The organism is Streptomyces sp. NPDC057939 (genome assembly GCF_042887545.1).
Lineage (GTDB): Bacteria > Actinomycetota > Actinomycetes > Streptomycetales > Streptomycetaceae > Streptomyces.
Map to the genome: position 1 here is coordinate 273,691 of NZ_JBHVPG010000005.1, position 19,179 is coordinate 292,869.

Here is a 19,179-nt window from a genome sequence, read left to right on the forward strand (position 1 = left end):
GTGTCATCGGGGCAGCAGGCACGCGCCCAGGCGGCCGCGATCACGCCGGGCGGACGGGCGCCGGAGCAGGTCAGGCCGCCGGCCGACCGTCTCCTCGCGCTCTTCGACGGCCACCGGCTCTCCCCGGGGCAGCGGCGGATCGCCCAGTACCTGATCGACCACCTCACCGAGGCGGCGTTCCTGTCGATCACCGAGCTCGCCGAGCGGGTCGGTGTGAGCCAACCCTCCGTGACCCGCTTCGCCGCCTCCCTCGGGTTCAGCGGCTACCCGGCGCTGCGGGACGTCCTCCAGCCGATCGCGCTGAGCGCCGTCGCGGGCACCCCGGACAGCCGGGAGCAGATCCGCCAGAACGAGCTCCAGGCGGCCGTGGACGCCGAGATCGAGAACCTGGAGAACGTCCGCCGGCTGCTCGCCGACACCAACCAGGTTCTCGACATCGGACGCGAGCTGGCCCGTTCCGTCCCGCTGACCGTCCTCGGCCTGCGGATCTCCGTCTCCCTCGCCGAATACTTCGCCTACGCGGCCCGCCGCATCCACCCCGACGTCCGCCTGGTCACCCGGGGCGGGAGCGTCGCCTACGACGCCCTCCTGCAGTCCCGGGCGGCGGGCGGCACCTGGGTGCTGGCCTTCGCCATGCCCCGGCACGCCAACGAGACCCTCGCGGCCCTGCGAGCGGCCCGCAGCACCGGCCTGCGCGTGGTCCTGATCACCGACCCGACCCTGGGGCCGCTGGTCGACGAGGCCGAGGTGGCCCTCACGGCCGGTACGGGTTCCCGGCTGGTCTTCGACTCGTACGCGGCCCCCGGCATGCTGTCGGCCGCCCTGCTCCAGGCGATGGCCGACGCCGATCCGGAGCGGACCCAGGCGCGGCTCGAACAGTACGAGCAGGTCGCCGACCAGCACGGATTCTTCCTCTAGCGAGCCGGACGCGGGCGCTCGCGGCCGGCTCGGCACCCTCTTCTCGCAGGGTGTGCGCACACGGTGCGGACCGTGAACGGATCGAAAATATTCAGTGTCGGTAGGTGCATGAAATTTTTCATACCCTTGCCTACTCGACGGTATATATGTTTACTGACGGCGGCGCCCCGGATCCACCAGATGCCAAGGCGGACGTCCCCACGTCCTCCTCGAACGGACACCCTGTACACCGCTCCTCCTCACGGTGCGACCGGGTGTCGAGTCGGCTTTCGGATCCCGTCGGGCGCCCATGGCGGCCTCGGTCAACCCCTGGGCCGAGGCCGCCCACCAGCACCGTCTCGATCAGAGTTCGATACCCCTCGGAAGTGACGAGAATGTCCCAGACGGCCACCCTCACGCGCAGCCCGGACTGGCCCCTGCAGGTCAAGAGCCCCGGTACGCACGACTGGGAGCGCACCGCCGCACGATGGCTGCGCGACCTCCTCCCGGCCCGCTACGGCGGCTACCTGACCCTCAACCGTCACCACGCCCTCCTCGCCCGTCACGTGCAGCTCCAGCTCCAGCACGAGATGCGTGCCGTGCGCGTCGCGCTCCACACCAGCCGGGCCGACCTGCCGACGATGGGCATGGCCGAGGCGGTCATCGAGAACACGATCCGGATGTACGCCATCGAACTCGAACAACTGGGCAGGCTCTCCCGCAGCGTGCGACTGGTGTCCGAGGCGCTCGTGAGCACCCCGGCCCAGCGCAAGCGGTAGGGCTTCCCGGATCGCGGGGGTACGGCCCGGTGCGCACGTCGCGCACCGGGCCGTCGCCCGTCAGGCCTGGCAGATGCCGCGCGCGTGGTCGTACGTCGCCGTGGCCCGGGAGTACTGCCACTGCGGTGCCAGCAGCCCGCTCGCCAGCTGGCGCGCCGCCGCCGGGCTCTCGACGATGTAGCCGAAGTCCTGGAGCCAGGACGGGTAGAGGTTCTTCGAGCCGATGTAGAAGGCCGAGTCGTCCACCGAGACCAGCTTGTGGTGCTGGGCGTACGGCTTGCCGTCCGCCCAGGTCGGGCTGTCCGCGGAACGGAACGTCGCCAGCTGCAGGTTCTGGCACATCGCGGCCTTCGCCCGGCCCTCGTCACCGGTCAGCGCCGTCAGTCGCCCGCGCAGGGCGTCGCCGACCTCCGACAGGGACTTGATCTGGGAGTAGCCGTTGCTGCCGATCGGCCCCCGGTTCGCGGGGTCGCTGACGACGATGCGGACCTTGACCCCGGACGTCAGCTTCTTCGCGAGCGCGTCGTACAGCCGGACGTCGTAGCGCGGCAGCGGCGGGCAGGTGGCGTGCACGTCCTGCTGGGAGATCTCGATGTGCTCGGTGGCGCTCTCCACCAGCGCGCGCAGGGCGCTCTCCTCGGGATTGACCGTGTCGTAGTCCCGGTCGGCGTTGGTCCGGTCGGGCAGGCCGATGCCGCACCTGGTGTCGGGCGCCGACGGCAGGACCGGGCGGAACGTCGAGGAGGGGTCGTTCTGCCGGATGCCCACGCCGAGACCGCCGACGGCCAGCACGGGTACGTCGCCACCCGCGGGCGGCGAGGCGGGCCGGGGCAGCGTGGGCAGGCAACCGGCGTTGTTCGACGAGGCGAACCAGGCGGCGCTCCAGCCCCAGTTCCCCTTGTTGCGGCAGGTCCAGTCCCACAGGGTGTCCAGGTACCGGCCGGCCGAGCCGGCGGCGGGACCGGACAGGGCGAGGTCGACGTCGCTCACCGGGTGCGCGGTGTCGAGGTAGGCCTCCTTCCAGCTGTTGATGCCACCGGTGATGACCGACTCGCCGTCCACGACGACCAGCTTCGAGTGGTTCCAGGAGAACGCCGTCTTCGAGGTCGTCATCGACGCCACGTTCAGGGTGACGTTCGCGGCGTCCGGGCCGAGCCGGGCGACCAGCTCGTCGCGGTACGCGGACGGCAGCACGGTGGCGTGGTAGATCGGCGCTGCGCCGACCATGACGCGCACCTGGAGCCGGTTTCCCTTCTGCGCGGCCTCCTTCAGCCCGGCCACGATCGCGTCCTGGAAACCGCCGTCGGGGAAGGGGGCCAGGGTCGATATGTCGACGCTCTGGCGGGCCTTGGAGATGTCCTCCCGCGTCTTGTCGAGCAGCCTGCGCGTGCCGGGCCGGTCGGCGCAGGCGGGGTCGCCCCAACAGCCGGGGGTCTGGAGCAGCCAGTCGGCGCCGCCGGGGGCGGAGGCGCCCAGCCGGTTGCCGGAGCTGCGCTCCCAGACGGAGCCCTCCAGGCCGGGGGACACCTGGCGCAGGGTCTGCTCCACCGAGTCCAGGTGGGGCGTGGGCGCGTCGGACGCGAAGGCCGGGGTCGCGGGGAACAGTGCGGCGGAGAGTACGAGGGCGAGGGCCGTCGTGCGGACGGTGCGGGCCAATGTGGTTCCTTGCTCGGGGGGTGGCTCTGCCGGGCGGCAGGACGGAACCGGGCCCCCCGGCCTTGATCAACTCGCGCAAGTTACCAGCCCGTAGCCCTCTGTTCACCTCGATGGGTCTGCTTCCGGCCACCCGCCCCGAGCGGCCTCCGCGGGGCTGGTCCATTCGGATGGGACTCGCGGCCACGCCGTCGGGCGCCGGGACAGCCGGGTCCCGGTTGCCTACCTTCGGTGCTTGCCCCCTCCCTTTCGAAAGGTGGATCCATGCGATCTGTCCGTTCCGTCCTCACGGTCCTCGCCGCCGGCGCCCTCGTCTTCGGTGGCGCCTCCGCCGCGAGCGCCGACGTGACCGTGACCGTTCCGGAAGGCAACAACTACAACCTCGTCTTCGGCGACTGGTTCCAGTTCGCCGCGGACGACATCTTCAACGCCGGTCACGACAACACCGTGGGCTCGGACAACTGACGAGACCGCACCGGCTCCGGCCGGTCCCGCACCCCGGTCACCCGGGGCGCGGGACCGGCCGTCCGCCGTTCACAGCCAGGGGATCTGCTCCGCCGCGTACCGGTAGGCACGGAACACCGAGTTCTGGGCGCCGCGCGAGGACTCCAGACCGGTGCCCCGGCTGAACGCGCCGAACTCGGGGACGACGAACTCCCACACCACGTCCCCCTCCGGGGTCACCTCGAAGAGCCGCCCGAAGGAACCCTCGGCGATGAACGTGTTCCCGTTCGCCAGCCGCTGCGCACTGGACATGTACGGGCTGAAGAAGTTCTGCGGCGGGTTGTCCTCGTACGCCCACACCTCCTCGCCCGTGACCGGATCCAGCTCCAGCACCCGCGAGTACGGCACGGACGTCGTGTCGCGGTACGTCCCGTTGTCGAAGACCAGGATGTTGCCGCCCGGCAGCTCGTGCGGATGGTGCTGCTGCGCCAGGACGTCGGGCCCGAACCGCCAGCGCACGGAGCCGTCCGCCCGGTCCACGGCCACCGTCGTGGACGCGCTGCGGAAGCCGATCACGATGCCGCCGTCGGCGAGCTCGTTGACGGTGTTGGCCATCGGCCAGTGCTCACGCGCGAAGTGCGGGTTGAGCGGGACCTCCTCGGGGTCGAGGTGCTCGATGGCCGCCCAACGCCACACCGTCTCGCCGTCCCAGGTCAGCTCGTACACCACGTCCCCGTAGATCACCCCGTCCGCGGCCTCCGAGCCGGGGATGCCGCCGCGGATCCGGGCGGCGTCGGCCGAGGACAGCGGCTCCACCACCGTGATGAGCAGGTTGCCGTTGCGCAGCACGGAGGCGTCGTGGTGGTGGAAGGGGTGCCGGACCTCGCGCAGCACGGTGGAGTCGGGGGCGAGCTCCTGGAAGATACCGCCGTGGTACACGTCCCAGATCGGGAAGAGCGTCGGTCCGGAGGTGTCCTTGGCCGCGTAGAAGAGGTTGCCGTTCGGCAGCAGCTGCGCCTGCCGGCCGGGCGGGTACGGGGACGTCCAGGTGTGCGCGGTGCGGCCCTCGATGTCGACGAGGTGGATCTCGCCGTCCCCCGTGATCGGGGTGTAGAGCGTGTAGCCGCCGTGGCTGCGTTCGGGGTCGTGGGCGCGCAGGCCGGTACCGCGGCGGCGCAGGGTGTTCTGATCGACGGTCATGGGGGAGCTCCTGTGGTGGGTGGTCGGAAGGTGTGACCGGGTGCGACGGGGCGGGCCGGAGGTCAGCCGACGGTGACGGCCGCCGGATCGGCGGTCTTGAGCGGACCCGGGCGCAACCGCGCCAGCAGGGCCGCCCGATCGGCGTCGCCGGGCAGGGACTGCGTGGCCTTGGCCCAGGCGGCCTCGTCCGTCAACTGCGTCAGCAACTCGGGCGACAGGCTCGCGCCGTATGTGTAGCGGGGCTGGTAGGCATCGACGTAGCCCGCCTGGAGTGCGCCCTTCGACTGGGCGACCACGGCGGCCCGGGCGGCCGCCGGATCTGCGGTCGCCGCCTGCTGGGCACGCAGCACCGTACGCAGGACCGCCGTCACGGCCTCGTCACCCGCGGAGGGGCCCGCGATGAGGAGGGTCCGCGCGGTGTAGCCGGTGAAGGGGAGCTCGGCATAGCGGTCGCCGAGCGCGGTGCGGGCCGCGTCGTAGAAGCTGGGGAAGGTGACGCCGGCGTCGATGTCGCCGCGGGCCAACGCCGCCGCGACCTGGTTGGGGGCCAGGTTGACGACGGTCACGTCGGCCGCGGTCAGCTGCGCCGAGGCCAGCATCCGGCTCAGCGCGTACTCGACGTTCGTGCCCCGGGGCACCCCGACCTTGCGGCCCTTCAGCGAGGCGAAACCGGTGATCGCGCGGTCGGTGGCGGACAGCAGCCGCCAGTCGGAGAACCGCGAGAGGTCGGCGACGATCCGCACGTCGCGCCCGCTCAGCGCGGCCGTCACGGCGGGCAGGTCGCCCACGATCCCGAGCTGCGCCTGGCCACCGAGCACGGCGTTCAGGGCGTCGCGGCCGGTGGGCAGGGTGGTCACGGTGGCGTCGACGCCCTCGGCGGCCCACAGGGCGCGCTCCTCGGCGATGTGGACGGGGGCGCCGCCCAAGTGATCGCTGCCGGCCACGGTCACGGCGTGCCGCCCGCCGGACTTCGACGGGGTGGCGGCCCCACCGCCGCAGGCGGTGGCGAGGACGCAGAGCAGGGAGGCCAGGAACGCGGCGGCCACCGCGCGGGGTCTGGTCGTGGATCGGGGTCCGGGCATGGCCAGGGGTCCTTCCGGGGCAGGGGGAGTACGGAGAGGGTGGGGAGGTGCGGAGAGGGCAGGGGGGAGTACGGAGAGGGCGGGGGAGTGCGGAGAGGGTTCGTGGGCGGAGCGGGGGCTGCGCTCAGCCCGCGCCGAGGTGGCGGGCGATCAGCGCGCGCAGGTCAGGGTCGGGCGGGCCGGGCGCCACCGCGTGGTCGGCCAGGACCCGGCCGGGGGACCCGCCGAGGACGACGACCCGCTCGGCGAGGGCGAGCGCCTCGTCGATGTCGTGCGTCACGAAGAGCACGGTGGTGCCGCTGCGCCGCCACAGCTCCCGCAACAGGCCCTGCATCCGGGAACGGGTCAGTGCGTCCAGCGCGCCGAACGGCTCGTCCATCAGCAGGACTTCGGGACGCGCGGCCAGGGCGCGGGCCAGCGCCACGCGCTGCTGCATGCCGCCCGACAACTGCGCCGGGTACTTCTGCGCGCCGTCGGCCAGTCCGACCTCCTCCAGCGCGGCCAGCGCCCGCTCGCGGCGCTCGGGGCGGGGCAACCCGAACCGTTTGAGCGCGAACTCGACGTTGCCGCGGGCCGTGCGCCAGGGGAACAGCGCGTAGTGCTGGAAGACCACGCCCCGGTCCGGGCCCGGCCCCAGCACGGGCTCCGACCCGGCCGTCACCCGCCCCGCCGCCGGGCGGACGAACCCGGCCACCGTGTTCAGCACGGTGGACTTCCCGCAGCCGCTCGGCCCGAGCAGCGCGGTGAACGAACCCGCGGGGAACTCCAGGTCGGTGGGTTCCAGCACCGGGGCGTCGCCGTACCCGACCGACAGCCCCTCCAGTCGTACCGTCAGGCTCATGACGCGCTCCAGTGCACGAAGCGACGGCCGACGGCGGCGAGCACGAGATCGGCGGCCACCCCGAGCAAGCCGAGCACCAACAGCCCCGCGAACATCCGGTCCACCCGGAGGAACTGTCCGTCCACCTGGAGCCGGTACGCCAACCCCGCGTCGGCGCCGCCCAGTTCGGCGGCCACCAGGGCCAGCAGCGCCACGGACGCGCCGTACCGCAGCGCGGCGAGCAGGGCGGGAGCGGCCGCCGGCAGCAGCACCTCGGTGAAGCGGCGGTGCAGCGGTGCCCCCAGCGAGCGGGCCGCCCGCAGGTGCGAGACGGGGACGCGCGACACACCGTCGTGGACGTACAGCCAGACGGCGAGCAGCACGGCGTAGGCGATCAGCAGTCGCTTCGCGCTCTCACCGATGCCGAACCAGGCCGTGGCCAGCGGCACGAGCGCGATGGCCGGGATCGGGCGCAGGAAGGAGACCACCGGGGTCACCGCGGCCGACAGCCGGGGCAGGTAGCCCGTCGCGAAGCCCAGCGCGCCCCCGATCACGGCGCCGAGCGCGAAGCCCTGGCCGGCCCGGGCCAGGCTGGCGCTCAGGTCGGTGGCCAGCACCCCGCTGCGGGCGCTGTCGACGAGCGCCGCGACCGTCTCGGCGGGGGTGGGCAGCAGCCCCGGAGCCACGGCGCCGGACCAGGCGGCCAGTGACCAGAGGGCGAGCACCGCACCGGCCGCGCCCAGGGCGGGCCCGAGCCGGCCGAGGGCCCGGCCCACGGGTGTTGGGGTGGCTTGCACGCGAGGACTCCTTCGTTGATAAGTGAGGTCAATAATTGACCACGCTTATTAACGGGGTGTTGCAGCGGTGCGAAACCTCCCGGGACCCCCCGGGCGAAGATCGGCGATGGGGTACGTTCACCAGCGTGTCTCGACCCGAACCCACCCCCGAAGCGATCGAGGTCGGGCGGGCGATCCGCGGCTGCCGCACCGCCCGCCGCGTCTCCATGGCCGTACTGGCCACCCGCTCGGGCCTTTCGCAGCCCTTCCTCAGCCAGCTGGAACGCGGACTCGCCACGCCCAGCCTCAGCTCGATCTACCGCATCGCCGAAGCCCTCGACGTGGCGCCGGGCACCTTCCTGCGCCGCCCCGACCGGCCCGGTGTCGTCAGCCACGAGAGCGATCCGCAGGTCATCCGCGTCAGCGAGGCCGCCGGACAGGTGGCGAAAGTCCTCATCCCCGGCGGGAGCAGTGGGCTGATGGAGGCCTACGAGCACCACTTCGAACCCGGCCGGGGCGAACGCGGCTGGTTCGAGCACCCCGGCGAGGACTTCCTCTACGTCCTGGAGGGCGAGTTGGTCCTGGAGGTCGAGGGCGAGGAACCGCTCGTCCTGCGCGCCGGCCAGAGCGCCCACCACCGGGGCGAGATCCCGCACCGCTGCGGACTGGGCGGGCGCACGGCTCCCGCCCGCACCCTGCTCGTCATCGCGAACGCGTAGGCGGGGCGGCCGGGTCGGCCGTCCGGACGGGCGAGCGGCGCCGTCCGGACGGCCCGGGCGTGAGCGGGGCGGGGTCCTGCTGAACCGGGACCGCGTCAGGACAGCCGCGTCACCCGCGCACCGAACGACGGCCCGTCCAACGCCCCCTCCACGGCGACCGGTACGGACTTCGCGCCGTCGCCCTCGCCCACGGTGAGCACGCCGACCTCGGTCCCCGCCTTCGCCTCGTGCGGAACGGACTTCGTGCCCGGGGTGAGGGACAGCCGCAGCTCCTGCCCCGGCACGCCGATGACGTTGACGTCCTTCGTGGCCACCAGCGGAGTCGAACCCCCGAGGCCGTCCGACAGGTGGCCGACGAGCTGACCCTTGCGGATGACCGTCGTCGAGGTCAGTGCCGCACGGACCGCCTCGATGACCTTCCGGCTGTTGTCCTTCACCAGGCCCAGGGCCTTGGTGGCGTTCGGGTCGGGGCCGTCCACGCGCTGCTCCATCATCGCGCCGAGGATCAGCTGCGTCTCGCTCCCGACCGTCTTGTACGCGGCCCAGAGCAGGGTGCCGCCGGCCGGCGTGCTCGACCCGGTCTTGATCCCCTTGATGCTCAGACCGTTGGCCAGCAACAGGTTGTCGTTGTTGTTGATGATCGGCTTCGGCAGGCCCTCGATGGTCGCGTTGGGCATCGCGACGATCGCCCGGAACGCCTCCTCCTTCATCACCGCCTCGCCGAGCTTGATCTGATCGGCGGCCGTGCTGACGGTACCGGCGTCCAACCCGCTGGGATCCGTGTACGTGGTGTCGTTCATCCCGAGTTCCTTCGCGGCCGCGTTCATCTTCGCGACGAAGGCGGCCGTGGAGTCGGTACCGGTGTCCCAACGGGCCAGCAGGCGCGCGATGTTGTTGCCCGAAGGGATCATCAGCATCTTGAGCATGTCCTGCTGGCCGAAGGTCTGCCCGGCCGTCAGCCCCTCGATCCGCGACTCGTCCTCGGCGGCGCCGTCGGCCACCGCCGCCGCGTCGACCTCGATGCGGGGACCGGCCTCGTTCTTGCGCAGCGGATGCCCCTTGAGGATGACGTAGGCGGTCATCACCTTCGCGACGCTGGCGGTCGGTACGGGCTTCTGCTCGCCGAACGAGCCGATGTCCCCGGAGCCCGGCACGCGGACCGCCGCCTGACCCTTGGCGGGCCAGGGGATCTGCGTGCTCCCCTCGAAGGCGTACGCGGTCGAGTCGGCGACGAGCTGCGGCGCCGGCAGGGGGCGCAGCAACTGCGCCCCGACGACGGCGCCGCCGAGCAGCAGCACGATCGGAGTCCACACCTTGACGCGGCGCGTGATCGTACGCCGCGGGGTCTCCGGCGGGGGAGCGGTGTTGGTCAGCTCGGCCAGCAGGTCGAGCGGGGGCAGCGGCGCCTCCCGCGTGCGCTCCGCCGCCGGGAGCTCGACGGGGGCGGGCGGCGCGGTCGCCCGCGCGGGGGCCGGACGGGCGTCCTTGAGCGCGACGAACGTACTGGTCCGCTCGGGGTCGTCGGCCGGCTCGGGCTTCGCGGGTCGGGGCTTCGCGGGTTCGGGCTTCGGCTCCGGCTTCGCGGGCTCGGGGTCGGCGGCTTCGGCCGGTTCGGGGTCTGACTCGGGTTCGGTGGCTTCGGCATCGGCGGGTCCGGGGTCCGTGCCCTCGGGGGCGGGCTCCGCATCCGGTGCGGTGGGGGCGTCGTCGGGGTCTTCGGCGTCCGGGGCGTCGGGGTCGGCCTCCGTGTCCGGGGCGTCGGCGTCGGCGTCCGGATCGGTGTCCGCGTCCGCATCGGCTTCGGCGTCGGCTTCGGCGGCCGGGGGCTCGGTCTCCGGGTCCGAGGTCCGCGGCGCGGCTTCCGCTTCCGGGGCGTCGTGCCGCACGCGGGGGTCGGATACGGGCTCGGCGGCCTGCTCGTCGGCGGCGTGCTCGGCGTCGGCGGGGTCCGGCCCCGCCTCTTCCTCGGGGAGTTCGATCGAGGGTCGCTGCGTACCGGCCCCGCCCGGGGTGCCTTCCCCGGTGCGGTCGGTCGCCGGTTCCGGTTCCGGCTCCGGGGAGTCGGCATCCCCCTGCGCGTCGGCGCCCGGGGCCGCGTCGGTACCCGCGCTTCCGCTCGCTTCGGAGTCGGCGTCGGCCTCCGCTTCGATCTCCGCATCCGCATGTGCCCCAGCGGTGGAGTCCGCGTCCGTCGTGTCCGTGTCCGTGTCCGCGTCCGAGTCCGCATCCGCCGTTTCCGACGCGTCCGCCCGCGCGGTTCGCTCGCCGGGGTCCGATGCGGGGTCCTCCGTGCCCTCCGCGTCCTCCGGGGCGGCCGGTTCTCCGGAAGCCTCCGCGGGGCTCGGGGTCTTCACCCGGCGCTCGGCGTCCTGCGGGCCCGGGGCGTCCCGTCGGTCCCGGTCCCGATCCGGGGCCGTGGCGGTCGTCTCGTTCTCCGACGCTCCGTCGCCACCGGCCGCCGTCGCCTCGCCCGCCACCGATTCCGCCTTCATCTCCAGCGCCCCACCTTGCTGCTCACGGCCGCCCCGGCCGCTCGCGCGGCGCCGGTCCGGCCGGTTCTTGCCGACACGTCGGCGCGCCCCGTCGGAGCCCGCCGCATCCCTAGATGTACGTCCCGGCCACCGCGTTCCCCGCGCCGGAAGCTGTGACCGTTCGGTCATACTCCGCCGCGGTTTGACGATCACGACACCACCCTGCACTATTCCACTAACGTGTTAGTGGAATGAGGTGGAGCTGATGGAATTCCGAGTCGATCGCCGTAGCGGCGTCGCCACCTATCTGCAGCTCGTCACCCAGGTGAAGCAGGCGCTGAGGCTGGGTGTGCTCGAACCGGGTGACCGGCTGCCGACGGCGCGCGAAGTGGTCGCGGCGACCGCCATCAACCCGAACACCGTCCTCAAGGCCTACCGGGAGCTGGAGCGCGAGGGGCTCGTCGAACCGCGCCCCGGAGCCGGGACCTTCGTGCGGCGGTCCCTGTCCCACCCCGGGGCGGCGGCCGATTCGCCGCTGCGCCTGGGCCTGGCCGCCTGGATGCTCCAGGCGCGCGAGGCGGGTCTCGGCCGGGAGGACATCACGGCGCTCGTCGCGGCGGCCGTGGACGAAAGTTTCAGCACATCCGGGTCCGAGGGGCCCGGTACGTCGAGAGAGGAAACGGCGTGAGCGATCCGACCCACGCTCCGGCACTTCGGGCGACGGGCCTCGGGCGGGAGTTCCGCGGCAGGCCCGCCCTGCGCGGGTGCGACCTGGAGCTTTCCCCAGGACGCATCACCGCGCTCGTCGGGCCCAACGGCGCCGGCAAGAGCACGCTGCTCCAGCTCGCCGCGGGGCTGATGCGCCCGACCGGCGGTCGAATAAGCGTCTTCGGGGCCGCCCCCGGCACCCCCGAGGCCCGCCGGCGCACGGCCTACCTGGCCCAGGAGAAGCCGCTCCACGCCGGCTTCACCGTCGAGGAGACCCTCGGTCTGGGCCGCAGGCTCAACCCCGGCCAATGGGACCGGGCCGCGGCGGAACGGCTCGTACGCCAGGGGAACATCCCCTTCGGCGCCCGGATCGGCTCGCTCTCCGGCGGCAACCGGACCCGGGTCGCCCTGGCGCTGGTCCTCGGCAAGCGAGCCGACCTGCTGCTGTTGGACGAGCCGCTCGCCGACCTGGACCCGCTGGCCCGGCACGAGGTCATGAGCCTGCTCATGACGGAAGCCGCCGAACGCGGTACGGGAATCGTGATGTCCTCGCACGTCCTGGCCGAGATGGAGGACGTCTGCGACCACGTGGTCCTCCTGCAGGGCGGCTCCGTCCGGCTCGCCGGGGACGCCGCGGAGCTGTGCGACGCGCACACCTGGCTCACCGGCCGCGCCGACCCGATGGAACCCGACGGCCTGCCGCGCGCGTTCGACCGGGACACCGTCGTGCACGTCGCCGCCAGTGGCCGTCAGGTCACCGCCCTGGTCCGTACGCCCCCCGGCGGATCCTTCGTGCCGGGGGACCGGTGGATCGCCGAAACCCCTTCCTTGGAAACCCTGTTGCTCGCCCACCTGCGCTCCGCGCGCCCTGCCGGTGACCCCACGAGGACGGAGGCCGCCGCATGAAGGGCGCGCTCTGGCTGGCCTGGCGCCAGCAACGCCTGCTCATCCTGACCGCGACCGCGCTGCTCGTCGGCTGCGCGGTGTGGGTGGCGTACCAACGCTCCGGGATGGTGCAGCTGATCGAGGAGTACGGGTGGGTGCCCTGCCCGGGGTGGAACGGCGGGTGTGAGAGCGTCGCCACCTACGAGATCATGAACGGCAACGTCGACGGCATCCGGATGCTCGGCACCCTCGGGTTCTCGATCCCGGCCCTCATCGGCGTGTTCTGGGGCGCCCCCCTCATCGGCCGGGAGTTGGAGAGCGGCACCTTCAAGGTGGGCCTCACCCAGGGTGTCGACCCGCGCGGCTGGTTCGCCGCCCGCTTCGGTCTCGCGGCGCTGTTCGCCCTGTTGACCTCCGCGGTCGTCGGGGCCCTCGTCGCGTGGTGGTGGCTGCCCATCGCGAACACCCTCGAAGGCCCCTACTGGCACGATGCCGCCGTCTACAACGCGACCGGTCCGGCCCCGCTCGCCACGGCGCTGTTCGCCCTCGCCGCGGGGACCCTCGCGGGGCTCCTGGTGGGCAAGGTCCTGCCGGCGATGGGAGCGGCGTTCGGCGCGATCGGCGCGGCGATGCTCGCCATCAACTTCTTCCGCACCTCCTGGATCGACCCGGAGGTCCGGATCACCCCCGGCATGACGCCCAAGCGGCTCGTCGGCAGCGCCTGGTCGACGGGCGAGTTCGGCTACCGCACGCCGGACGGCCGGGAGTTCTCCATCGGCAAGTGGTGCCAGACGTCCGGCGAGGACGCCCGGCGCTGCATGGAGGAGAACGGCTTCACCAGCCGCTACCACAAGGTCTATCCCAGCGGCGACTTCTGGACGTTCCAGTGGATCGACACCGCGCTCTACCTGGGCCTGGCTGCCGTCCTGGTCGCCGTCACGCTGGCCGTCCTGCGCCGCCGCACGGCCTGACCCGCCGTAGGCCCGGATCCGTCGTACGGCCCGACCCGCCGTAGGGCCCGACCCGCCGTACGGCCAGACCCGCCGCAGCGGCCCGATCCGTCGGGCGGTCCGACGACCCGCCGCACGGCCCGCAGACACCACCGCACCTCTTCTCCGTACCTCAGGGGGACCCCTCATGGCCACCAAGAAGAACCTCACCGCCAACCGCGCCGGCGTCGGACACAAGGTCCGCTACGCGCTGGGCAACCCGACCCGCATCGCGCCGTACGTCCGGCGGGCCGCCCGGGACGGCTGGCTGCGCTTCAAGCACCCCGACCACGTGGGCTACTACCGTGCCGTCATGGCGTCCGACACCGGCCGCAACCCGGAGGCGGCCGTCGGCAGCCAGAGCCACGACCGGTGGTTGGCCCTCGGCAAGATGCAGTTCGACTACCTGATCGAGCACGGCCTGGAGCCCCGTCACCGGATGCTCGACATCGGTTGCGGCAACCTGCGGGCCGGTTGGCGCTTCATCGAGCACCTGGAGACCGGCCACTACTACGGCATCGACATATCGCCGGACATCCTCATCGCCGCCAAGCAGACCCTGACGGGGCGCGGACTCCAGGCCAAACTGCCGCACCTGACCATCACCCAGGACCTGACCCTGGACTTCCTGCCCGACCACCACTTCGACGTGGTGCACGCGCACAGCGTCTTCTCGCACTCGCCGCTGCACGTCATCGACGAGTGCCTCGCCCACGTGGGACGGGTGCTGGCACCGGGCGGCCGGTTCGACTTCACCTTCGACCGTACGGAAGGCGTCGAACACCAGGTCCTCCGCGAGGACTTCTACTACCGGACGCAGACCCTCGTGGACCTCGCGGCCAAGCACGGCCTGCGGGCCCGCTTCATGGAGGACTGGGAGCGCCTCGGCCACGGCCAATCCAAGCTCCGGATCACGGCGGGCTGACCGACCCGCGCCGGGGGGCCGCCGCATCGGCTTCCCGGCGCGGGCGACCTCGTCCGCGTCCCTTCGATGCTCAAATCTGCGCGGGGAAGGGCGATTTCGAGCAACTTCCTTCAAGCGGCCCCGCCGGACCGCTATGTTGCCGGGAGCATGCCAAAGCGGTGTGTCCGCGATCCGGACCGCACGAGGAGCTGCCCGATGACACCGAGCACCAGGCGCGACCGGCACGACCCCCCACCCCCGCACCGAACCGCCCGACCCGACCGTCCCGCCCGCCGTCGGACCCCCTTCAAGGCCGCCCTGCCGGCCGCCGCGCTCGCCGTCGCGGGCCTCGCGGCCGTCGGACCGGCCACCGCCCGCGCGGCGGGAACCGACCCGGCCGGGGCCGTGAACGCCCCGGCGGTCACGGCGGGGGACCTCACCGGGTTCACCCGGGCCGGCAACACCTTCACCATCAGCACGTCCGGCGGGGCCAAGGCCCGGGTGACGGTCGCCCGCGCCGACATCTTCCGGCTCCGGATCTCGCCCGACGGCTCCTTCACCGACGATCCGGCCGGCTCCGACCTGGCACCCACCACCGACTTCGGGCCGGTGGACACCGCCTGGACCGACGCGGGCGGGCACTACCGGATCACCACCGGGGCCCTGTCCATCCGCGTCGAGAAGTCGCCCCTGCGGTTCTCGGTCTACCGCGCCGACGACTCCACCCCGGTCTGGCAGGAGACCAGGCCCACCACCTGGGGCGGCGGCAGGACCACCCAGTACCTGGCCCGGGGGGCCGACGAGCAGTTCTACGGCACCGGCCTGCGGCTGGGCGAATGGGCGCTGCGCGGCAAGACCGTCCCCGTCGCCGTGGACAACAGGTGGCGCGAGAACGACAACGCCAGCCCCGCGCCCTTCTACATGTCGACCAACGGCTACGGCGTCATGCGCAACACCTGGGCCCCCGGCTCGTACGCCTTCGACTCGCCGACCGCACTCACCCACGACGAGGACCGCTTCGACGCCTGGTACTTCACCGGGAACTCCCTCAAGTCCGTCCTCGACGCGTACACCGACGTCAGCGGCAAACCCTTCATGGCACCCCTGTGGGGCTTCGAGCTCGGCAACGCCGACTGCTTCAACGCCTCCAACCCCGAATACCAGGGCAGGCACGACCGACCGAGGCACCAAACCACCCCCGACGTCATCGGGTACGCGACCGACGCCCGCGCCGCCGACATGCCCTCGGGCTGGTTCCTGCCCAACGACGGTTACGGCTGCGGCTACACCGCGCCCCTGAAGTCCACCGTGGACGCCCTCGCGGCCAAGGGGTTCCGGACGGGCCTGTGGACCTCCACCGGCCTCGGTTCCATCGCCGACGAGGTCGGGAAGACCGGTGGTCGCGGGGTCAAGACGGACGTCGCATGGATCGGCAGCGGTTACAAGTACGCCTTCGACGGGGTCCGGCAGGCCGTCGAGGGCATCGAGAGGAACTCCGACGCCCGCCGCTACGTCTGGACCGTGGACGGTTGGGCGGGAACCCAGCGCAACGCCGTCGTCTGGACCGGCGACACCCACGGGACCTGGGACGACATGCGCTGGCACGTCCCCGCCATCGCCGGAGCCGGCCTCTCCGCCCTCAACCACGCAGCCGGCGACGTCGACGGGATCTTCGGGGGCAGCCCGAAGACGTACGTCCGCGACCTCCAGTGGAAGGCCTTCACCCCGGCGTTCATGACCATGTCGGTTGGGGCGCCACCGGCCCGTCGGCCGGCTACCAGGACAAGCAGCCCTGGCGGTTCGCCGAGCCGTACCTGTCCATCAACCGCAAGTACCTCCAGCTGAAGATGCGGCTGATGCCCTACCTCTACACGATGAGCCGCGTCGCGCACGAGAGCGGAGTGCCCAGCACCCGCGCCCTGGTCCTGGAACACCCCGACGACCCGGTGGCCCGCGGGAACGCCACCAGCGGCCAGTTCATGGCGGGCGACTCCTTCCTCGTCGCCCCCGTCGTCTCCGACACCTCGGTGCGCGACGGCATCTACCTGCCCGCCGGCACCTGGACGGACTACTGGAGCGGTAGGACGTACGCCGGACCGGGATGGTTGAACGGCTACCGCGCCCCCCTCGACACCCTGCCGCTCTTCGTGAAGGGCGGAGCGGTCGTCCCGATGTGGCCGCAGATGAACCACACGGGCGAGAAACCCGTCTCCACCCTCACCTACGACATCCATCCGCGCGGGTCCTCCACCTTCAGCCTCTACGAGGACGACGGCCTGACCCGGGCCCACGAATCGGGGGCCTTCGCCCGCCAGCGCGTGGACGTCACCGCCCCCACGGCGGGATCCGGGACGGTCACCGTCGCCGTCGGAGCGCCGACCGGCGAGTACACGGGCAAGCCCGCCTCGCGCGGCTACGAGTTCAACCTGCACGTGGCCTCCGCCCCCACCGCCCTCACCGTGGACGGCGCCCCGTCGCCCCGCCTCGCCGACCGGAGCGCCTACGACGCCGCCGCGACGGGTTGGTTCTTCGACCCGGCCGACCGCTCGGGCGTCCTGTGGGTCAAGACCGGTACGAAATCGGGGGCGTTCACCGTCACCGCCTCCGGGGTGGCCGTCCCGGCGGCCGAACCCGTCCCGGCCGGCTCGCCGCCCCTGGACCCGACGCAGTGGAGCCTGGTCTCCGCCGACAGCCAGGAGACCGGTGCCGAGAACGGCGCCGCACGCAACGCCTTCGACGGGAACGCCTCCACCCACTGGCACACCGCCTGGTCCGGCGGCGCCCCGGCCGGGCTGCCGCACGAGATCGTCCCCGACCTCGGAGCCCGTCACACCGTCGACGGGCTGGGCGTCCTGCCCCGCCAGGACGGCGGCGTCAACGGTCGGATCGGCGGCTACGAGGTCCACGTGTCGGACTCCACCACGGACTGGGGCGCCCCGGCCGCCACCGGCACCCTCGCCGACGGCGCGGGCGTCCAGAACATCACCCTCGCGCCCCGGACCGGCCGCTACCTCCGCCTCCGGGCCCTGACCGAGGCCGGTGGCCGCGGCCCCTGGACCAGCGTCGCCGAACTCACTCCGACGGGCCGACCCGCACCGCTCCCGGCCGACGTCACCCTCGTCAACGCGGCCTCCGCACGGTGCGCGGACCTCCCGCACGGCGCCACCGCCCCCGGCACCGAACCCACCCTGTACTCCTGCCACGGCGGCCCGAACCAGCGCTGGTCGTTGCGTTCCGACGGCCGCCTCACCGGACTCGCCGGCGTCTGTCTCGACGGCGCCGACCCGACCCGGGTCACCGTCCGGGCCTGCGACGGCAGCCCCGGTCAGAACTGGCGGACCGCCCCGGACGGCAGTCTCCGCAACGCCGACCGGTGCCTCACCCCGGCCGGTTCGGGCACCGCCGACGGGACGCGGCTCACCCGGGCAGCCTGCACGGGCGGCGCGGCCCAGCGCTGGACCCTCACCCCCTGACCCGTCGTGCGCGGGGTTCGGCCCGGCCCCCCACGCCGGACCGCGCCCCGCGCCCGCCCACCACCGCGCCGTCACGGCCCGGCAGCAACGCCGCCGCCACAAGACCGGTCGCGGCGAGCGCGGCGAGCACGGCGAGCGTCCGACCGGCCGCGCCCGCCGCGACCGGGCCGGCGGCGCCCGCTCCCGTACCCGCCGCGACCGCGATGCCCAGGGCCGGGCCGACGTTCATCGCGGTCTGCTTCAGCCCGCCGACGACCCCCGCGTACCCGGGCGGGGCGTCACCGACGACCGAGGCGGTGGCGGTGACCATCACCGCCGTGAACCCGGCTCCCAGCAGCGCGAACGCCACCGGCCCGCCCGACCCCAGCCCCGCGATCCCGGCCACCACGAGTACCGTCCCCGCCAGAGCGGTCCGCCGCGGCCCCAGCCGGCGCAGCGCGAGGGCCGCCGGCGGGGCCCCGGCGATCATCAGCGCCGTCATCGGGAGCACCCGCAGCCCCGTCTCCAGCGGGTCCAGCCCCCGTACGTCCTGCAACAGGAACGTCGCCGTGAACAGCGCGCCGAACATTCCCGCCGAGACGGCCGACAGCAGCGCCATCGAAGCCGCCACCGGTCTGGCGCGGGCCACGGCGGGCGGTACCAACGGCCGCGGGCCGCGCCGCTCGTGGCGCACGAACAGCGTCCCGAGTCCGGCCGCCGAGCCGAAGCCCAGCAGCGTTGCCGGGGCCGTCCAACCGTGCTCCGCGGCGCCGGCCAGCGCGTGCACCGCCGCCGCTACGGCCACCGCGAGCAGTGCGGGCCCGGCCACGCCCATCGGGGCGCGGGGCGCTTCCGGTGCCGGGGGGACCCGTACGGCCGTCGCCGCGCCGGCGATGACCACGGCGACGGGCACGTTGACCAGGAACACCGCCCGCCACCCGAACTCCGCCACGACGATGCCGCCGAGCAGCGGCCCCGCCGCCGCGGCCAGCCCGATCGCGGCGGTCCGGATCGCGACCGGCTTGCCGAGCCGCTCAGGCGGGTGGGTGAGCCGCAGCAGCGCGAGGGTGGCGGGCTGCAACAGGGCGCCGAACAGACCCTGGACGGCCCGCAGGGCGATGACCCAGCCGACGTCGGGGGCGAGCGCGATCCCCGCCGATGCCGCGCCGAAGCCCAGTACGCCGGTGAGCAGCAGCCGGACGTGCCCGTACCGGTCGCCCAGCCGGCCGGCGATCACGAGGAAGGCGGCGACGGCGAGCAGGTAGGCGGTGCTCGTCCACTGCACCTGGGCCGCGCTCGCCCCGAGGTCCTGCCGCAGCGCGGGCTGCACCACGATCAGGACGGTGCCGTCGAGGGCGACGAGCATCGCCGCCGCCACACCGACCAGCAGCGCGAGCCCG

Annotated in this window: 17 protein-coding genes; 10 read left to right on the forward strand and 7 right to left on the reverse strand. The window is 73.2% G+C overall.

Going from position 1 to position 19,179, the window contains the following annotated elements; translation table 11 throughout:
* Together ACFVS6_RS08915 and ACFVS6_RS08920 are read left to right on the forward strand one after the other, a co-directional pair.
* Entirely contained in the window at window positions 1-918 is a 918-nt protein-coding gene (locus ACFVS6_RS08915) for a MurR/RpiR family transcriptional regulator (RefSeq protein WP_389701978.1), read from the forward strand.
* Between the two features lie 374 nt (window positions 919-1,292).
* Window positions 1,293-1,676 (forward strand): hypothetical protein, encoded by a 384-nt coding sequence (locus tag ACFVS6_RS08920; RefSeq protein WP_389701979.1) that lies wholly within the window; start codon window positions 1,293-1,295, stop codon window positions 1,674-1,676.
* A 60-nt stretch (window positions 1,677-1,736) separates the two neighbouring features.
* On the opposite strand, the gene ACFVS6_RS08925 is transcribed toward ACFVS6_RS08920, so the two are convergent.
* Window positions 1,737-3,332: a phospholipase D-like domain-containing protein gene (locus ACFVS6_RS08925; protein ID WP_389701981.1), complete on the reverse strand. Its 1,596-nt coding sequence runs from the start codon at window positions 3,330-3,332 to the stop codon at window positions 1,737-1,739.
* A 261-nt stretch (window positions 3,333-3,593) separates the two neighbouring features.
* On the opposite strand from ACFVS6_RS08925, the gene ACFVS6_RS08930 reads away from it, so the two are divergent.
* Window positions 3,594-3,794: a hypothetical protein gene (locus ACFVS6_RS08930; protein ID WP_389701983.1), complete on the forward strand. Its 201-nt coding sequence runs from the start codon at window positions 3,594-3,596 to the stop codon at window positions 3,792-3,794.
* 69 nt (window positions 3,795-3,863) lie between these two features.
* Here ACFVS6_RS08930 and ACFVS6_RS08935 read toward each other — a convergent pair whose 3' ends face one another.
* The 4 genes from ACFVS6_RS08935 to ACFVS6_RS08950 form a co-directional block, all read right to left on the reverse strand.
* Window positions 3,864-4,973 (reverse strand): aryl-sulfate sulfotransferase, encoded by a 1,110-nt coding sequence (locus tag ACFVS6_RS08935; protein ID WP_389701985.1) that lies wholly within the window; start codon window positions 4,971-4,973, stop codon window positions 3,864-3,866.
* A 62-nt stretch (window positions 4,974-5,035) separates the two neighbouring features.
* On the reverse strand, window positions 5,036-6,055 hold the full coding sequence (locus ACFVS6_RS08940; RefSeq protein WP_389701987.1) for an ABC transporter substrate-binding protein: 1,020 nt from the start codon (window positions 6,053-6,055) through the stop codon (window positions 5,036-5,038).
* A 124-nt stretch (window positions 6,056-6,179) separates the two neighbouring features.
* The gene (locus tag ACFVS6_RS08945; RefSeq protein WP_389701989.1) at window positions 6,180-6,896 is read right to left on the reverse strand and encodes an ABC transporter ATP-binding protein; all 717 of its coding nucleotides are present in this window, start codon (window positions 6,894-6,896) and stop codon (window positions 6,180-6,182) included.
* The gene (locus ACFVS6_RS08950) at window positions 6,893-7,672 is read right to left on the reverse strand and encodes an ABC transporter permease (RefSeq protein ID WP_389701991.1); all 780 of its coding nucleotides are present in this window, start codon (window positions 7,670-7,672) and stop codon (window positions 6,893-6,895) included. The genes ACFVS6_RS08945 and ACFVS6_RS08950 overlap by 4 nt, the downstream gene beginning before the upstream one ends.
* A gap of 125 nt (window positions 7,673-7,797) precedes the next feature.
* On the opposite strand from ACFVS6_RS08950, the gene ACFVS6_RS08955 reads away from it, so the two are divergent.
* Complete coding sequence (locus ACFVS6_RS08955; protein ID WP_281208527.1) at window positions 7,798-8,370, forward strand: XRE family transcriptional regulator; 573 nt, start codon at window positions 7,798-7,800, stop codon at window positions 8,368-8,370.
* A 95-nt stretch (window positions 8,371-8,465) separates the two neighbouring features.
* On the opposite strand, the gene ACFVS6_RS08960 is transcribed toward ACFVS6_RS08955, so the two are convergent.
* The gene (locus ACFVS6_RS08960; RefSeq protein WP_389701993.1) at window positions 8,466-10,862 is read right to left on the reverse strand and encodes a D-alanyl-D-alanine carboxypeptidase; all 2,397 of its coding nucleotides are present in this window, start codon (window positions 10,860-10,862) and stop codon (window positions 8,466-8,468) included.
* Between the two features lie 244 nt (window positions 10,863-11,106).
* Here ACFVS6_RS08960 and ACFVS6_RS08965 point away from each other — a divergent pair, with 244 nt between their 5' ends.
* The 6 genes from ACFVS6_RS08965 to ACFVS6_RS08990 all read left to right on the forward strand — a co-directional run bounded on the left by ACFVS6_RS08965 (window position 11,107) and on the right by ACFVS6_RS08990 (window position 17,800).
* Window positions 11,107-11,529 (forward strand): GntR family transcriptional regulator, encoded by a 423-nt coding sequence (locus tag ACFVS6_RS08965; RefSeq protein WP_389701995.1) that lies wholly within the window; start codon window positions 11,107-11,109, stop codon window positions 11,527-11,529.
* Window positions 11,526-12,455: an ABC transporter ATP-binding protein gene (locus ACFVS6_RS08970; protein ID WP_389701996.1), complete on the forward strand. Its 930-nt coding sequence runs from the start codon at window positions 11,526-11,528 to the stop codon at window positions 12,453-12,455. The genes ACFVS6_RS08965 and ACFVS6_RS08970 overlap by 4 nt, the downstream gene beginning before the upstream one ends.
* Window positions 12,452-13,405, forward strand: coding sequence for a transporter (locus ACFVS6_RS08975; protein WP_389701998.1), 954 nt, complete (start codon window positions 12,452-12,454; stop codon window positions 13,403-13,405). Before ACFVS6_RS08970 ends, ACFVS6_RS08975 begins: the two co-directional genes overlap by 4 nt.
* A gap of 166 nt (window positions 13,406-13,571) precedes the next feature.
* On the forward strand, window positions 13,572-14,348 hold the full coding sequence (locus tag ACFVS6_RS08980) for a class I SAM-dependent methyltransferase (protein WP_389702000.1): 777 nt from the start codon (window positions 13,572-13,574) through the stop codon (window positions 14,346-14,348).
* 195 nt (window positions 14,349-14,543) lie between these two features.
* Window positions 14,544-16,172 carry a TIM-barrel domain-containing protein gene (locus tag ACFVS6_RS08985; protein WP_389702002.1) on the forward strand — a complete coding sequence of 543 codons (1,629 nt, stop codon included), beginning with the start codon at window positions 14,544-14,546 and terminating at the stop codon, window positions 16,170-16,172.
* Window positions 16,148-17,800 (forward strand): discoidin domain-containing protein, encoded by a 1,653-nt coding sequence (locus tag ACFVS6_RS08990; protein ID WP_389702069.1) that lies wholly within the window; start codon window positions 16,148-16,150, stop codon window positions 17,798-17,800. The genes ACFVS6_RS08985 and ACFVS6_RS08990 overlap by 25 nt, the downstream gene beginning before the upstream one ends.
* Here the strand turns inward: ACFVS6_RS08990 and ACFVS6_RS08995 are convergent.
* Window positions 17,790-19,145 (reverse strand): MFS transporter, encoded by a 1,356-nt coding sequence (locus ACFVS6_RS08995; protein WP_389702071.1) that lies wholly within the window; start codon window positions 19,143-19,145, stop codon window positions 17,790-17,792. The two genes, ACFVS6_RS08990 and ACFVS6_RS08995, sit on opposite strands and share 11 nt — an antisense overlap.
* Window positions 19,146-19,179 lie beyond the last annotated feature (34 nt).